Below are 15,213 nucleotides of genomic sequence, written 5' to 3' on the forward strand. Positions count from 1 at the left end.
GCACGGTCGGGCCTCATGACATCTGAGACTTCTGAGCCGATGGCGGTCCACGGTTCCGCCGCGACCGCCCGCGGTCATCGCCTTCGCTGGAACAAGGTGCCCGAAGTCACCGTGTACTTCTGGGTGATCAAGGTGCTGTGCACCACGGTCGGTGAGACCGCGGCCGACCTGCTCAACGAGAAGGCCGGACTGGGCCTGACCGGTGTGTCCCTGCTGATGAGCGGGCTGCTCGCGGTGGTGCTCGTCGTTCAGTTCCGCACCACCGCCTACCGCGCCGGTGTGTACTGGCTCGCCGTCGCCCTGATCAGCGTGGTCGGCACCCTGATCAGCGACAACCTCACCGACAACATGGGCGTACCGCTCACGACGAGCACCACGGTGTTCGCCGTCGTCCTCGCGATCGTGTTCGCCGCCTGGTACCGCAGCGAGCGGACGCTCTCCATCCACAGCATCGACACCCTGCGCCGCGAGTCCTTCTACTGGCTGGCGGTGCTGTTCACCTTCGCGCTGGGCACCGCGGCCGGTGACCTGGTCGCCGAGCGTATGGCGTTGGGCTACTGGGTCTCCGCGGTGCTGTTCGCCCTCGCCATCGCCGCGGTGGCGGTGGCGCGCTTCACGCTCGGGGCGAACGCGGTGTGGAGCTTCTGGATCGCCTACGTCCTCACCCGCCCGCTCGGCGCCTCGATGGGCGACTATCTCTCGCAGCCGACCGGTGACGGCGGCGTGGGCCTGGGCACAGTGGTGACCAGTGTGTTGTTCCTCGCGGTCATCCTCGGTCTGGTGGTGTTCCTCGTGGTGACGCGCAAGGACGTCACCGAGCCGGAGCAGACCGCGCCTACGGCGTAGGTGGCCGGGCGGCCCCGATTTCGGTACGGCGGGTTCGCCGGCGGGTTCGCCGGCGACGCCTGGTGGGTCTGATCACGTATGCCCAGGGGCAGGAGCGCCGGACCGCTGCCTCCCGGCAGGGGGCGATCGAGCGGGAGGCGGTCAGCCGGCGGGCAGTCTGACCGTGAACCGGGCTCCGGGCGTGTGCCCGGGGTCGTACGTCACCTCGCCCTCGGCGGAGCGGGCCAGGCGCCGCGCGAGCGGCAGCCCGAGCCCCGCTCCGCCGTGTCCGTCGCCGGGATCGGCCCGTCGGCCGGGCTGGAAAAGCTGCGCCGCGAACGACTCGGGTACCCCGGGACCGTCGTCGACGATGTCGATGCGTACGCCGTCCGACTCCCGGCGCACGGTGACGGTGACGCGGGAGGTGGCGTACCGGACGGCGTTGGTGAGCAGCGGACTGACGATGCGTTCGAGGAGGGCGGCCTGGACTCCGGCCTCCGGCGGGCAGCCCTCGTCGCGTACGTCGACCGTCACGTGGACCGGTGCCTCCAGGCGTGCGGCGAGTCGGTGCAGTGCCGGCAGGATCTCGGCCGTGCCGGGAGCGGTGGGCGTGCCCTCGCGGGCGTCGTTCAGCAGGGTGTCGCAGATGGTGCGCATGGACCGGGCGGCGTCGGCTATCACCTCGTGCGTGGCTTCGGTTTCGGCGGTCGAGCGTGGGCGGGCCTGCCACCAGTCGAGTTCGGCGACGATCCGGCTGAGCGGGGTGCGCAGCTCGTGCGACAACTCGCCGGTCAACTGCTGCTCATGACGCAGGACGGCTCGAATGCGGTCCAGCAGCGCGTCCAACGACGCGCCCAGACGGGCGAGTTCGGCCGGACGCCGTAGAGCACTGAAACGTTCCGCGGAGGCGACGGCGCTCCACTGGGTGGCCTGGTCGGTCATGGTGCCCACGGGACGCAACGCGCGTCCGACAGCGAGGCGCGTCAGAAGGTAGGTGCAGGCGAGCATCACCGCGTCGAGCACCAGAGACGCCAGGAGCAGGGTGTCGGCCGAGCTCCGGTAGGGGGAGAGGTCCAGCGCGGTGACGACGGTCGCCCTGCTCCGGCCGCCGGACACGGACTGGCTGCACAGCCGGGCGGGGTCCGGTCCGTCGGCGGTCAGGCAGTGTGTCCCGCCCTGTCGCACGAGCCTGTCGGCGGCGCGAGCCAGTGCGCTGTGGGTTGTGGTGGCTGGTGGCTGTTCGAGCAGCCGTGTGCCGGTGTAGATCCACACGTTCGTGTCGAGAAGGCGGTCGTTGGAGGTCTCCAGGACACGCACCTTGCGGCCGTGCGTGTCGATGGTGGTGGCGACGGCGGCGGCCCGGGTGCGCAACTCGTCGTCGGCCTGGTGCTGCAGGCGGTGGCGGATGACGGTGTTGAAGGCGACGGTGAGGATCACCATCAGGAGGGTGGCGGTGGTCAGGGCCACCAGGGAGAGGCGGCCGCGCAGGGTGCGCGGCGCCAGCCTGAAGAACACGGAGCTCATCGGGTCTGTCCTTTGTGGATAGCCCGGCCCTTGGGCAGGGGAGGAAACGAAGCTCCTTCGGGGCAGGGCAGGGGAAGCCGTTTCGCCGTCAGGGCGGACCGGCGTGCGCCGTCCACCGGCCGACACTCGCCGCTCACATGGAGGTTGATACGGTGTGAGGTAGGGCGGAGCAGGTCAAGCGGGCGTTCAAGTACCGCTTTTACCCCACGAGCGAGCAGGCGGCTGAGCTGTCGCGTACGTTCGGCTGTGTTCGCCTCGTCTACAACAAGGCGCTGGGGGAGCGCACCCGGGCCTGGTACGGCGAGCAGCGCCGCATCTCCTACGTGCAGTCCTCCGCCGCGCTGACGCAGTGGAAGAAGACCGAGGAGCTGGCCTTCCTGGCGGAGGTGTCCTCGGTCCCGCTGCAGCAGGCGCTGCGTCATCTTCAGACGGCGTTCGGGAACTTCTTCGCCAAGCGCGCGAAGTACCCGCGCTACAAGAGCCGGAAGAAGTCGCGGGCGTCGGCGGAGTACACGCGTAGCGCCTTCACATGGCGCGACGGGCAGCTCACGCTCGCAAAGGTGGCGAGGCCCCTGGATATCCGCTGGTCCCGTCCTCTGCCCGAAGGGGCGGAGCCGACCACGGCGACGGTGTCCCGCGACCCGGCAGGTCGCTGGTTTGTGTCCCTGCTGTGCGAGGACACCATCGTCCCGGCCGCCGCCACCACAGCGGCTGTCGGCCTGGACGCCGGGATCACCTCTCTCGTGACGCTGTCCACCGGGGAGAAGGTCGCCAACCCGAAGCATGAGAGGCGGGATCGCGCGCGGCTGGCCCGCGCGCAGCGAGAGCTGTCGCGCAAGGCGAAGGGCTCGGCGAACCGGGACAAAGCCCGTCGTCGCGTCGCCAAGGTCCACGCGCGGATCGCCGACCGGCGCCGCGACTTCCTGCACAAGCTGTCGACTCGTCTCGTCCGTGAGAACCAAACGGTCGTGATCGAGGACCTGACCGTCCACAACTTGCTGAAGAACGGCACGCTCGCGCGCGCCATTTCCGATGCTTCGTGGACGCAACTGCGCTCCCTGCTGGAGTACAAGTGCGCCTGGTACGGGCGTGAGCTCGTCGTGATCGACCGCTTCTTTCCCAGCAGCAAGCTGTGCGGGAACTGCGGCATGGTCGCGGCGAAGCTGCCGCTGAACGTCCGGGAATGGGCGTGCGCCTGCGGCACCGTGCATGACCGCGACGTGAACGCGGCGCGTAACATCATGGCCGCCGGGCTGGCGGCGTCTGCCTGTGGAGACGGTGTAAGACCTCAACGGGAGTCCTCCCGGACGGGGCGGCCGTCGGTGAAGCAGGAACCCCAGCGGGCGACCGCTGGAATCCCCCGCCTTTAAGCGGGGGAGGAAGTCAAGACAGGCGGTGGCCGATCCCGCGGGCGGTGGTGATGGTCAGATCGCTGCCCGCCTTGCGCAGCTTGCGGCGCAGCCGGGTCAGGTACTGGTCGAGGGTGTTGTCGCTGACCTGGGCCCCTTCGGGCCACCCTGCTCTGAGCAGCTCTCGCCGGCGTACGACACCTCCGGCGCCGGTCATGAGCGCCGCCAGCAGGCGGAACTCCGTCGGTGTGAGGTCGACCTGGGTGCCGCGCACGCTGACGCTGTGCCGGACGGCGTCCAGGAGCAGATCACCGGCCGTGGCCGCAGGGAGCGGTGCCGCGCGTTTGACCGCCGCCCGTAGTCTGGCGGCGAGTTCGGACAGGTGGAAGGGCTTGGGCAGATAGTCGTCGCCCCCGGCGGAGAACCCGGACAGCCGGTCGGTGAGCCGGTGATGGGCGGTCAGGAAGATGACGGGGGAGAGGAATCCGTTCGCCCGCATTGCCTGGCACACGTCTCGGCCGTCCGCGTCGGGCAACCCGACGTCCAGGACGGCCGCTGCGATGTCATCACCGGCCAGCCGCAGGGCGGATGCTCCGTCCGGGGCGGGCACGGTGTCGAAGTCCTCGTCGCGCAGGCCGCGAAGCAGGACGTCACGCAGGGCGTGATCGTCCTCGACGACCAGGATTTTGTGGCGCATGGTCCTCCGTGGGCTTGTGGTCGGTGTCCGGCGTACCTGTGATGAACCCCTCGGGCAGCCGCCAGGCTGCGGCACAGAGGCACAGGCCCAGCCAGCCGAGGGCGAACAGCCAGCCGCCGACGACGTCGGTGAACCAGTGCACCCTGAGGTAGACGCGGGTCAGGCCGACCAGGGCGCCCCAGCAGCCGATGACGAGGGCGAGCGGGGTCCTGCCGTGTGGGGCGCGCACGTACACGGCGATGACGAGCAGTCCGGCGGTGAGCGCGGCCGTCGTGGTGTGGCCGGACGGGAAGGCCCAACCCGAGGCGTGCGTCGCCCAGTCCGTTTGGTCGGGGCGGGGCCGGGCGACGAGGGCCATCACGCCGTACCGTGCCGCCTGTCCCGCTCCGAGGCAGATGAGACAGAGCGCGGCGGCGATGGCGCGTCGGCGCAGGGTGCGCCCCGCGATGATCCCCGCCAGTGCGGCGAGGGCGTACGGTATGGCGCCGGTTCCGGTGGCGGTCAGACCACGGGCCAGCGCCTCCGCCACGTTCGGGCGGTGAGCGACGGACCAGGACAACAGGTCCTCGTCGCCGTACAGCGGCTTCCCGTCGCCGATCACAAGCATGGTCAGTACGCCGAATGCCGTCCACGCGCCCAGGCCGACGCTGCCGGCCAGCTCGCGCACGTCAGCGCGCTTCATGACGCCGCCAGCAGCGGGCGCAGCCGCGTGCCGGTGATCCACCCGGCCGGCGAATCGGGGTGACGGCGCAGCACCGCCATCGGGCCCACCGCCACGAGGGCTCCCACGACCACTCCTGCCGCGACATCGTGCGGATAGTGCGCACCGACCCAGACCCGGGAGACCGCCATCGCGCAGGCGGCCACGGCCGCGACGGCACCGAGCCGGCGGGAGACGAACCAGAGGGCGACCGCGGCCGCGGCGGCGATGGCCGCGTGGTTGCTGGGGAAGGACCAGTCGCCCGGTGCCGGGCATGCTTCCAGGGTGGCCACATGCAGGCTCTGACAGGGCCGGGTCTCGCGCACGACCAGTTTCAGAGCGGCGTCCACCCCGTACCCCGCGACCACCACCAAAGGAACGCCCAGCGCGATCACCGCCGCTGTGGCACTCACTCGTCGCGCCCGCCACCAGGCAACGGCCATCAGCACGGCGAACACCGCCAGTCCGTACGTCGACCAGGCCGACACCATGTCGTCCAGCCACCCGGGCGAGCGGTCAGCAAGATCCACCACATCTGTGTAGGCAGAGCCGTCGACCGACGAGCCGTCGAAAGCGAGGATCATCCGCGCACCTCCTTCGCCTTGGCGGCCCGGCGGGAGCGGTACCACTCAGCAGCGAGCGGAAGCAGCGACACGGCCACGATCACGGCGACCATGGGCAGCAGGTAGCGGTCCACATTGGGGATGGAGGAGCCCAGCGCGTAACCGCCCAGGGTCAGTCCCAGGCTCCACACGAGCCCGCCGGCCACCTGCCAGACGGTGAACGTCCGCGCCGGAACACCGAGCGCGCCCGCCATCGGATTCAGGACCGTCCGCACCACCGGTACGAACCGGGCCAGCACGATTGCCTTCGCGTACCCGTACCGCTCCAACAACTCCTCGGCCCGGTGCGCCCCTTCGCGCAGGCGGACCGAGCGGCTGCGCGCCAGGAGGGCCCCGCCCGCCTTGCGGCCGAGCAGATAGCCGCACTGCGCGCCGGCTAGCGCGCCTATGGCCGCGGCCAGCAGCAGCGGGGGGAGGGACAGCTTCACACCATGCTGGCCGCTCCCCGTGCACAGCAGGCCTGCGGTGAACAGCAGGGAGTCGCCGGGCAGGAAGAAGCCGATCAGCAGACCCGTCTCGGCGAACATCACCACGCCGACACCCAGCACGCCGAAGGCGGCCAGCAAGGACTGGGCGCTCAGGACATTCACAGCGAGCTGTGAGGCCGTGAACAAAGCGGTCATGGATGCGGGCCCTCTCGTAAGGGGACGGGCGGGCTCGCGAAGGCGACAACCCGGTGGACTACAATTCTGTAGACGGTCTACTGAACTGTAGACGATGATGGTGTGAGGTTCGTTCCCATGAGCAACGCGAAGGACGAAAGACGGCCTGCGGGTGAGCTCGAAGCGGCCGTCATGGCTGCTCTCTGGGTAGCCGAGGTCCCGCTCACGCCCGGGCGGGTCCAGACCGAAATCGCCTCCGGGCTGGCCCGTACGACGGTGTCGACGATCCTGTCCCGTCTGCACGACAAGGGCATCGTCGGCCGGCGCCCGCAGGGGCGCGGCTACGCCTACTACCCCGTGCAGGACGCCGCAGGTCTCACCGCCCGGCGCATGCACACCGAACTCGACCGCGACCGCAACAGTGACCGCGGGACCGTCCTCGCCCGCTTCGTCGCCCAGCTCAAGCGGGACGATGAACAGCTTCTGCGTCACCTGCTGGAGGCCGACGAGCGATGACCGCCCTGCTGCTGATTCCGCTCCTGCTGCCCTTCGTGGTGCCGCTGCTCGCCCGGCGGGCCCTCGCCCGGCTGGCCCCCAACACCGCACTGTGGGCGCTCACCGGTGCTGCCCTGGTGCTGGCCGGTGCCGTCGTGGCCGCCCTCGGTTGCCTCGTGCTGACCGGGCTGCTCAAGGTTCCCGCCTTCGCGGCCCTCGGCGAACTCGTCCACCCCCTGCGCACCCCGTCGGACTATGCGGTCCTCCCGGCGGCCGCGATCGCCACCGGCCTGCTCACCATCGGCGCCTGGACCCTCGGCCGCTCGGCCCTGCGCCAGACGCGCGCCTTCCGCACGGCCCGAGCCGAGGCCGACCGGCGGCCCGTCGCGGGCGACCTGTGTGTGATCGACGCGCCGCACCCGGATGCCTACGCCCTGCCCGGGCGCCCGCACCGCATCGTTGTCACCACGCCATGCTGCGCAGCCTCGGCCCGGACGAGCGCGACGCCCTCTTTGCCCACGAACGCGCCCACAACCGGGGCGGCCACCATTACTTCCTGGCCGCCGCCGAACTCGCCGCCCACTGCCACCCCGCACTGCGGTCCGCCCGCGCCGTCATCCGGCTGGCCGCCGAACGCGCCGCCGACGAATCTGCGGCCGCAGTTGTGGGAGATCGCCGCCTGCTGGCCCGTGCCATCGCTCGCGCCGCGCTCGCCGGGCAGGCCGCGTCCTCCACTCGTCCGGACTTCGCTCCCGCAGCGACCGCCGGCCCCGTCCCCCAGCGCGTCGCGGCCCTCCTCGCCACCCCCGCGCGGCGCACTCGCCGGTCGGTGTGCTGGGCAGCCCTCCTCCTCGCCGCGTCACCGGCCCTGTCCGCCACCGCCGTGGCCACCGGCGCCATCACCTTCCACCATGAGGTCGAGATCGCACAGGGCGAGGAGCCCCGCTGACCGCTTCCCTCCTTCGAGCCCCTCCCTCAGTCCGATCAGAAAACTCGGGAGGACGTCGTTGTTGCCGGGGTCGGGGTCGGGGGCGTAGGCGGGGACGTGCTCGGTCTGCGGCGCGGTGGGGGCATTGCCGGGCGCGGGGGCCAGGCTGGTGCAGGCGTGGGCGTTCAGGCGTTCTCGGTGTCGGTCATGGGGGGGGGCGGGGCCGGGGCGTACGGCGGTTCCGTGCGTGCGGTCGAAGGTGTCGGCGATCTGCCGCAGGTGGTTCTCGCCGTGCAGGTAGACGCTCCTGCCGGTGTCGCGTTAGGTCCTGACGGCCACGGTGGTGTAGCCGTCGTCGGCGTGGGCGTGGATGACGAGGCGCCCCAGGCAGATGTCGTGACGGCTCGCGGGGTGATGTTCTCCGGTGCCAATTGGTCCGCGACTGGTCCGGATGGAACTCCGCGGGACGCCATAGAGTGACGGCAAGAATCCAACTCGTTACATCGGGTAGCTAGGGTGTCGGGTTGCCTGGAGCGCAACGATGCCTTCAGGTAACCGACTTCAGGCTCTAGAAGAACCCACGTTTCTTCGGGCTGTATGAAACCAAAACGTTCTTCGTCTCTTGGTGGTACATGAGCAGTACCCGCGCTGACCTGCGGTGACGGTGCGCTGTCGGCGGGCGGCTGGCAACGTGGTCCGGGAATGGCCCGGATCTTGGTCTCGGACATGCGACCCGGACCACCCCTCGGCCTCCTCCGTGCGAGACATTCACCGACGCAGCTGCCGCTGGTCGTCATGCTTCGGCGGGGCGCAGCAAAGACATCGTTCGGTCCAGGAGCGGGCTTCCGGACGTCGTCGGCGGCCGATGGGAGGCGAGGGAGCGAACCTCGTCGTTGAGTCGAGCAGCGGACTCATAATCCGTCGGCCGTGGGTTCGAGTCCCACCCGCCCCACCTGTGCAGGCTTCTGACCTGCGGAAACGTCCATTTTTGGGTGTCGGATCGTCAACCTTGCCTGAACGGACTGAATCCGCTGCTCGTGGGTTTGGAGTCCGGCGGCGGTCAGGGGAGCTCCAACCCATCTGACCTGCGGTGGAGTAGGTGAGCGAGGTTGTCGCTCGGTGTCCGGGCGGCTGCCCTGAGGGCCGATGCCAAGACCCAGGGGCCGTACAGGGGCCGGGACGGCGCAGACGTGTCCAGGCCGACGGTGTCTCGGGGGCGATTCGGTGTCCCATTTGATGGTGGCGCTGCTGGGGCAGCCATCCACGGGGCGGCCGGTTGAGCACCGGGCCGGTGGTGGAGGCAGTGCTGATACCGGCGGGGCGCGGCGGGTGCGCGGACGCGGGTAGGGCGCCGTCGGCTGGTGTCTGCGCTGTGGAAGCCTGTCGCTGCTGAGGAGTGTCCCGGCGACGGCCGAGGGCAAGGAAACGGCCCGAAGAGGAAACGGCCCCGGTGGGGTTACTCGACCCTCTCTCGTATGGCCGCCCCCTCGCCCGGGCGGCGGGACCGGCATGCGGGCCCCGTCACGGGTGCTGCGCCATGCCCAGCTCGTCGGTGTACCGGCCGAGGCCGTCCTCGGCGGTGGGGGCGGGGCCGAACCGCTGCTCCTGGCGGCGGGGGTCGGTGACGTAGCGGCTGCTGTCGAACCAGCTGAACATCGAGTCCCTGTCGGCGTACGTCGACGTCTTCGCCGGTCATCGAGGTCTTCGAGGACCACAGCCAGACCGCTTCGGGGCACGGTCGCCGGGCAGGCGATCGACCTTCAGCCGGACCAACGTGCCGTGGATCAGCGGAGTTCGCCGCAGTGCTCGAGCCAGGGGCCGTGCGCCGTCAGGCGCGGGTGCATCCGGTGCTGGGACACGCCGTCCATGGACGGTCCTGTGTCCGAGACCTACTCGTCCGCGATCACGACGATGTCGAGCGTTCGCGGTCCGTGCACGCCCTCCACCCGCTCCAGTTCGATGTCGCTGGTGGCTGAGGGACCGGAGATCAGGGTCAGCGGCCGGCGCGGGTGGAGCAGGTTCAACACCTCGGGCACATCAGCGGTGATCTGGCTGGCCCTGACCACGCAGACATGTTGATCCGGGAGCAAGGTCAGCGCACGGCGTCCTTGTCCCGGTCCGCTGTCGAGGACGACGGTGCCGGTGAGGGCGATCGCTGCGGCGACGGTGGTGAGCACGGCGTCCGCCGCGTCGAGCTGTCGGACCGTGAGCGGTAGTACGTCCTCCAACCGGGACCAGGGTCCTTCGGGTACGAGGTCGTCGGGGAAACCCGGGGGCAGCACAACTGACCTTGCTCCGGTGCGGGCCAGCGCGCGGCCTACGGCGGCGACGGCGTCGGACGGCGGAACGCGGACGACGGTGGCGCGGTAGTCGGCGGCGCGTTCGATGAACAGCTCGACGACGTCCAGCCCCGCCTGCTGGGAGCGCGGATCGTGCGGGACGGGGTCGTCGTCGGGGGCCTCGGCGCCTGGTACGTCGGCCAGTGCGCTCCGGATGTCGCGCAGTACGGTGTCGCGGCCGCTCATCGGTCCTTCCCTTCGGTCGTCGTACGGCCTGCCTCCCTCGTCCGTCGCCACCAGGCGCGCAGGGACTCGCGCGCCGGCGAGGGGGTGTCACGGGTGCCGGACCAGCGGGCGAAAGGGCCGGGCAGGACTCCGATCCGGCCGTCGCGGGACACCAGCCGGGCGCCCAGTGCGGCGAGTCGCTGAACCGCCGCCAGCCGCCTCGGGGAGGACAGCACCGCGCCTGCGGCCTTCATGGCGAGCGCCTCGGGGGTGGGCAGCAGCCGGTCCCGCCGCTTGGCCTCCACGGCCTTCGCCCGCAGATGGAAGAGCACCTCCGGAATGTCGATCTTGACCGGGCAGGCGTCGTAGCAGGCGCCGCACAGGGTGGAGGCGAAGGGCAGGGGGGCCGCGTTCTCCACGCCGACGAGCTGTGGGGTGAGCACGGCGCCGATCGGGCCGGGGTACACCGAGCCGTAGGCGTGGCCGCCGGTGCGCTCGTACACCGGGCAGACGTTCAGGCAGGCCGAGCAGCGGATGCAGGACAGCGCCTGGCGGCCCACCTCGTCGGCCAGGGTCGCGGTGCGGCCGTTGTCGAGGAGGACTAGATGGAAGTCCTGCGGCCCGTCTCCCTCGGTGACGCCGGTCCACAGTGAGGTGTAGGGGTTCATGCGCTCGCCCGTGGACGAGCGGGGCAGCAGCTGGAGGAAGACGTCCAGGTCGGAGAAGGAGGGCAGGACCTTCTCGATGCCCATGACGGTGATCAGGGTCTCCGGCAGGGTCAGGCACATCCGCCCGTTGCCCTCGGACTCCACGACCACGACCGTTCCGGTGTCGGCGGCGGCGAAGTTGGCTCCGGAGACGGCCACCTTGGCCCGCAGGAACTTCTCCCGCAGATGGAGCCGGGCCGCTTCGGCCAGGTCGCGTGGGTCGTCGGTGAGTCCCTCGGGGGCCGGCCGGCCCCACTTCCCCATCTGCTGCCGGAAGATCTCGCGGATCTCGGAGCGGCCCCGGTGGATAGCCGGTACAAGGATGTGCGAGGGCCGGTCACCGCCAAGCTGCACGATCAGTTCGGCGAGATCGGTCTCGTAGGCGCGGACGCCCGCTTCGGCCAGCGCCTCGTTGAGGCCGATCTCCTGGGTCGCCATCGACTTGACCTTGACGATCTCGCTCGCGCCGGTCGCCAGCACCAGCCGCGTGACGATGCGGTTCGCCTCGGCCGCGTCCGCCGCCCAGTGGACCGTGCCGCCGGCGGCGATCACCGTCTCCTCCAGCCGCAGGAGATGGCGGTCGAGGTGACGCAGGGTGCGGCGCTTGACGGCCGACGCCCTGTCCCGCAGGTCCTCCCAGTCGTCGAGTTCGGCGGTGACCGCCAGCCTCCGGTCCCGGATGGTGCCCGTGGCCCGGCGCAGGTTCGCGCGCAGCCGGGTGTCGGCGAGCGCGGCGCGTGCTGCCTCGGGGAAGGGCGGGGTGCCCAGCCATATGACGTTGTCGGCGCCGCTCACCGTATGTCTCCTTCTGTGGAGGCCAGGATCTCGGCCAGGTGCATCGTGCCGACGCCGGTGCGCAGCCGGGACAGGCCGCCGCCGATGTGCGTCAGGCAGGAGTTGTCGCCCGCGCACAGGTACTCGGCGCCGGTGTCCAGGACATGGCGCATCTTGTCGGCGAGCATCGCGTTGGAAACGTCCGCGTTCTTCAGCGCGAAGGTGCCGCCGAAGCCGCAGCAGGACTCCGCGTCGGGCAGTTCGACCAGGTCGATGCCCTTCACCGCGCGCAGCAGCCTGAGCGGCCGGTCGCCGACACGCAGCATGCGCAGCGAGTGGCAGGTCGGGTGATAGGTGACCCGGTGCGGGAAGTGGGCGCCGACGTCGGTGACGCCGAGGACGTCGACGAGGAGTTCCGACAGCTCGTACACCGTCGGCACCACCCGCTCGACCGCCTCGGTGAGCGCGGAGTCCTCCAACTGGCCGGCCACCACCCGGTGGTGGTCGCGCACCATGCCCGCGCAGGACCCGGAAGGGGTGACCACGGCGTCGTAGCCCGCGAAGACCTCCGCGAAACGGCGCACCATGGGCAGGGTCTCGGGGCGGTAGCCGGTGTTGAAGTGCATCTGGCCGCAGCAGGTCTGGCCCTGCGGGAACTCCACGGTGTGGCCGAGCCGTTCCAGCAATTCGGTCACCGCACGACCGGTGCGAGGGAACATCATGTCGTTGAAACAGGTGATGAACAGAGCTATGCGCATGGTGCGTCCTGAGCGGCCGGAGAGCCGGTGACGGTCAGGCCGTAGGTCCGCAGGGCCGTTCCGGTGAAGACCTCGTGGCGTTCGGCAGGATGGAGGGCGGCCGTCAACTCCCGTGCGGCGGCGACGACTTCGGCGTAGGAGGCGGCCAGTCGGCAGACCGGCCAGTCGGAGCCGAACATCAGCCGCCGCGGGCCGAAGGCGTCCAGCACCGTGTCCGCATACGGCCGTAGGTCCTCGACGCTCCACCGGTCCCAGTCGGCCTCGGTCACCATGCCGGAGAGCTTGCAGACAGTGTTGGGCAACGAGGCCAGCAGGCGCACCGCGTCCGCCCATGGCCGCAGCTCGCCCGAGGCGATGGGGGGCTTGCCCGCGTGATCGAGTACGAAGGTGAGGCCGGGAAACAGTCGGGCGGTCTCATGGGCGGCCGCGAGCTGATGCGGCTTGACGACCAGGTCGTACACGAGCCCCGCTTCGGCCACCGCGGCGAGCCCACGTAGTACGTCCGGCCGCATCAGCCAGCGAGGGTCGGATTCGCCCTGCACCTGGTGTCGGATGCCCACCAGGTACTCGCCGCCCGGTCCCTCCCGCAGCACCGCGAGCGCGCGGGCGACATCCGAGGAGGTCAGGTCGATCCAGCCCGCGACGCCGGCCACCAGGTCGCTGTCCAGGGCCAACGCCAGGAACTCGGGCGTCTCCTCCGGAACGTCGATCGTCTGGACCAGGACCGTCGCGGTGACGTCGGCCGTCCGGGCCTCGGGCTCGAGGTCGGCGAGCAGGAAGTCGCGGCGCAGCGGGGCGAGTTCCGGTCCGGTGATCCAGTCCTGGTCGCGGACGGAGAGGTCCCACACGTGGTGGTGCGCGTCGATGACGCCCTCAGCGGTGTTCCCCTCCACGGCGGTCACCCCCACGACTCCTCGACTCGTCCTGCGGCCGATCGGCTTCGTCGACCGGTGCGGCGGCGATGGCGACAGGGACGTGTGGGGGCAGCAGCCCCTCGGCGCGTAGTCCGTCCCAGATCGCGGCCGGTACCGTTCGCCGCAGCTGGTCCACCGTGTCGCGGACCTCCTCGGCGGAACGCGCACCGGATAGCACGCTCGCGACCGCCGGATGGCCGAGCGGGAAGCGCAGAGCGGCTGCGCGCAGCGGTACGCCGTGGCGTTCGGTGACCGCCTTCATGCACAGGGCCCGGTCGAGCACATGTGGTGGGGTGGGCGCGTAGTCGTACATGGACCCGGGTTTCGGGTCGGTGAGCAGACCTGAGTTGAACACCCCTCCGACGATGACACTCCTGCCTCGGGCGGCTGCCTCGGGCAGTACCTCCGCCAGCCCTTCCTGTTCCAGCAGGGTGTAGCGGCCGGCGAGCAGCACCACGTCGATGTCGGTCTCGCGCAGGAAGCGGGCGGGGAGCGCGCACTGGTTCGCTCCGATGCCGATCGCCTTGACGACGCCTTCGCCGCGCAGCCGTTCCAGCGCCGGGTACGCCTCGGTGAGGGCCTGCTCGGCGTGGTGGTCCGGGTCGTGCAGCAGGGCGATGTCCACCCGGTCCAGGCCGAGGCGGTCCAGGCTCGCTTCCAGGGAGCGCAGGACGCCGTCGGAGCTGAAGTCCCAGACACGGCGGTGGGTGTCGGGCACGGCGAAGCCGTGTGTGAGGTCGTCGCCGCGGCCGCCGTCCGGGTCAGGTTCGAGTAGCCGCCCGACCTTGGTGGAGACGGTGTACGTGTCGCGGTCCCGGCCGCGCAGCGCGGCGCCCAAGCGTCGCTCGGACACCCCGAGTCCGTAGTGCGGGGCGGTGTCGAAGGTGCGTACGCCGGCGTCCCAGGCGGCCTCCACCGCGGCGGACGCGGCCTCGTCGGTGACCGGGCTGAAGAGGTTTCCGATGCCGGCGGCCCCGAAGGACAGCTCGGTGACCCTGACGTCGGTGGTGCCCAGCGTGGTCGTTCTCATGAGCCGGCCGCCGGGCGCAGCCGGAGTCCCTGCATGCCACCGTCGACGGCGAGGGCGATGCCGGTGACGGAGGCCGCTGCGGGGCTCGCCAGATAGACCACGGCCGCCGCCACCTCGTCCGCGGTGACCAGGCGGCCCAGGGGCTGGCGTGCGTCGAGGGCGGCGCGTTCCGCCTCCGGGTCGTCGGCGGCGTCGAGGAGTCGGGTCACCCAGGGGGTGTCGGTGGTGCCGGGGTTGACGCAGTTGACGCGGATGCCCTCACGGACGTGGTCGGCGGCCATCGCCAGGGTCAGCGACAGCACCGCGCCCTTGCCGGCGGAGTACAGGGCGCGCTGGGGGAGGCCCGCGGTGGCCGCGATGGAACAGGTGTTGACGATCGCCGCGTGCGACGAGCGCCGCAGATACGGGAGGGCGGCCCGGGTGGTGCGCACCGTCCCGAGGACGTTGACGTCGAGGACGCGGTGCCACTCCTCGTCGGGGTTGTCCTCGACGGTGCCGATGGCGCCGATGCCCGCGTTGTTGACCAGGATGTCCAGGCTACCGAGTCGCTCGGCAGCGGCGTCCACGGCGATACGTACCGAGGCGTCGTCGCCGAGGTCGGCCTTGATGGCGATCAGCGGCTCGGGGGCGCCGGAGGGGTCGAGGTCGAGGACGGCCACCGTGGCGCCGTGCTCCGCCAGCATCCGGGACGTGGCCAGCCCGATCCCGGACGCGCCGCCGGTGACGACGGCCTTGAGCCCTGACAGGCCGCTCAAGCTGCTCAACTGACTCGACTTGCTCAAG

Annotated in this window: 14 protein-coding genes and 2 pseudogenes; 4 read left to right on the forward strand and 12 right to left on the reverse strand. The window is 70.8% G+C overall.

Annotated features, from left to right (window positions below; translation table 11 throughout):
- The first annotated feature begins 15 nt into the window (after nucleotides 1–15).
- The gene (locus RNB18_RS05025; protein WP_311712907.1) at nucleotides 16–846 is read left to right on the forward strand and encodes a COG4705 family protein; all 831 of its coding nucleotides are present in this window, start codon (nucleotides 16–18) and stop codon (nucleotides 844–846) included.
- A gap of 141 nt (nucleotides 847–987) precedes the next feature.
- On the opposite strand, the gene RNB18_RS05030 is transcribed toward RNB18_RS05025, so the two are convergent.
- Nucleotides 988–2,349 (reverse strand): sensor histidine kinase, encoded by a 1,362-nt coding sequence (locus tag RNB18_RS05030; protein ID WP_311712908.1) that lies wholly within the window; start codon nucleotides 2,347–2,349, stop codon nucleotides 988–990.
- 167 nt (nucleotides 2,350–2,516) lie between these two features.
- Between RNB18_RS05030 and RNB18_RS05035 the strand changes: the two are divergent.
- Nucleotides 2,517–3,719 (forward strand): annotated as a pseudogene (locus RNB18_RS05035) (RNA-guided endonuclease InsQ/TnpB family protein); the annotation flags it as partial.
- A 13-nt stretch (nucleotides 3,720–3,732) separates the two neighbouring features.
- On the opposite strand, the gene RNB18_RS05040 reads toward RNB18_RS05035, so the two are convergent.
- Genes RNB18_RS05040 through RNB18_RS05055 form a run of 4 tightly spaced genes read right to left on the reverse strand, consistent with a single transcriptional unit; the run spans nucleotide 3,733 to nucleotide 6,341 of the window.
- On the reverse strand, nucleotides 3,733–4,395 hold the full coding sequence (locus RNB18_RS05040) for a response regulator transcription factor (RefSeq protein WP_311712909.1): 663 nt from the start codon (nucleotides 4,393–4,395) through the stop codon (nucleotides 3,733–3,735).
- Nucleotides 4,349–5,077: a phosphatase PAP2 family protein gene (locus RNB18_RS05045; RefSeq protein WP_311712910.1), complete on the reverse strand. Its 729-nt coding sequence runs from the start codon at nucleotides 5,075–5,077 to the stop codon at nucleotides 4,349–4,351. Before RNB18_RS05045 ends, RNB18_RS05040 begins: the two co-directional genes overlap by 47 nt.
- On the reverse strand, nucleotides 5,074–5,679 hold the full coding sequence (locus tag RNB18_RS05050) for a phosphatase PAP2 family protein (RefSeq protein WP_311712911.1): 606 nt from the start codon (nucleotides 5,677–5,679) through the stop codon (nucleotides 5,074–5,076). Before RNB18_RS05050 ends, RNB18_RS05045 begins: the two co-directional genes overlap by 4 nt.
- The gene (locus RNB18_RS05055; protein WP_311712912.1) at nucleotides 5,676–6,341 is read right to left on the reverse strand and encodes a DedA family protein; all 666 of its coding nucleotides are present in this window, start codon (nucleotides 6,339–6,341) and stop codon (nucleotides 5,676–5,678) included. Before RNB18_RS05055 ends, RNB18_RS05050 begins: the two co-directional genes overlap by 4 nt.
- A 117-nt stretch (nucleotides 6,342–6,458) precedes the next feature.
- On the opposite strand from RNB18_RS05055, the gene RNB18_RS05060 reads away from it, so the two are divergent.
- Together RNB18_RS05060 and RNB18_RS05065 are read left to right on the forward strand one after the other, a co-directional pair.
- Nucleotides 6,459–6,836 (forward strand): BlaI/MecI/CopY family transcriptional regulator, encoded by a 378-nt coding sequence (locus RNB18_RS05060; protein ID WP_311712913.1) that lies wholly within the window; start codon nucleotides 6,459–6,461, stop codon nucleotides 6,834–6,836.
- Nucleotides 6,833–7,764: pseudogene (locus tag RNB18_RS05065) on the forward strand (M56 family metallopeptidase). Before RNB18_RS05060 ends, RNB18_RS05065 begins: the two are co-directional and overlap by 4 nt.
- Before the next feature lie 1,500 nt (nucleotides 7,765–9,264).
- Here the strand turns inward: RNB18_RS05065 and RNB18_RS05070 are convergent.
- From RNB18_RS05070 to RNB18_RS05100, 7 genes are all read right to left on the reverse strand, one after another.
- Complete coding sequence (locus RNB18_RS05070; RefSeq protein ID WP_311712914.1) at nucleotides 9,265–9,399, reverse strand: hypothetical protein; 135 nt, start codon at nucleotides 9,397–9,399, stop codon at nucleotides 9,265–9,267.
- Nucleotides 9,400–9,632: 233 nt separating this feature from the next.
- Nucleotides 9,633–10,268 (reverse strand): LutC/YkgG family protein, encoded by a 636-nt coding sequence (locus RNB18_RS05075; protein WP_311712915.1) that lies wholly within the window; start codon nucleotides 10,266–10,268, stop codon nucleotides 9,633–9,635.
- Nucleotides 10,265–11,749, reverse strand: a complete 1,485-nt coding sequence (locus RNB18_RS05080) for a LutB/LldF family L-lactate oxidation iron-sulfur protein (protein ID WP_311712916.1) — start codon at nucleotides 11,747–11,749, stop codon at nucleotides 10,265–10,267. The genes RNB18_RS05075 and RNB18_RS05080 overlap by 4 nt, the downstream gene beginning before the upstream one ends.
- Nucleotides 11,746–12,486, reverse strand: coding sequence for a (Fe-S)-binding protein (locus RNB18_RS05085; protein WP_311712917.1), 741 nt, complete (start codon nucleotides 12,484–12,486; stop codon nucleotides 11,746–11,748). Before RNB18_RS05085 ends, RNB18_RS05080 begins: the two co-directional genes overlap by 4 nt.
- Nucleotides 12,477–13,388 (reverse strand): amidohydrolase family protein, encoded by a 912-nt coding sequence (locus tag RNB18_RS05090; RefSeq protein ID WP_311712918.1) that lies wholly within the window; start codon nucleotides 13,386–13,388, stop codon nucleotides 12,477–12,479. The genes RNB18_RS05085 and RNB18_RS05090 overlap by 10 nt, the downstream gene beginning before the upstream one ends.
- Nucleotides 13,360–14,430 carry an aldo/keto reductase gene (locus tag RNB18_RS05095; protein ID WP_311712919.1) on the reverse strand — a complete coding sequence of 357 codons (1,071 nt, stop codon included), beginning with the start codon at nucleotides 14,428–14,430 and terminating at the stop codon, nucleotides 13,360–13,362. The genes RNB18_RS05090 and RNB18_RS05095 overlap by 29 nt, the downstream gene beginning before the upstream one ends.
- The gene (locus RNB18_RS05100) at nucleotides 14,427–15,185 is read right to left on the reverse strand and encodes an SDR family NAD(P)-dependent oxidoreductase (protein WP_311713026.1); all 759 of its coding nucleotides are present in this window, start codon (nucleotides 15,183–15,185) and stop codon (nucleotides 14,427–14,429) included. The genes RNB18_RS05095 and RNB18_RS05100 overlap by 4 nt, the downstream gene beginning before the upstream one ends.
- Nucleotides 15,186–15,213: the final 28 nt, after the last annotated feature.

Source organism: Streptomyces doebereineriae, from assembly GCF_031845645.1.
GTDB lineage: Bacteria > Actinomycetota > Actinomycetes > Streptomycetales > Streptomycetaceae > Streptomyces > Streptomyces canus.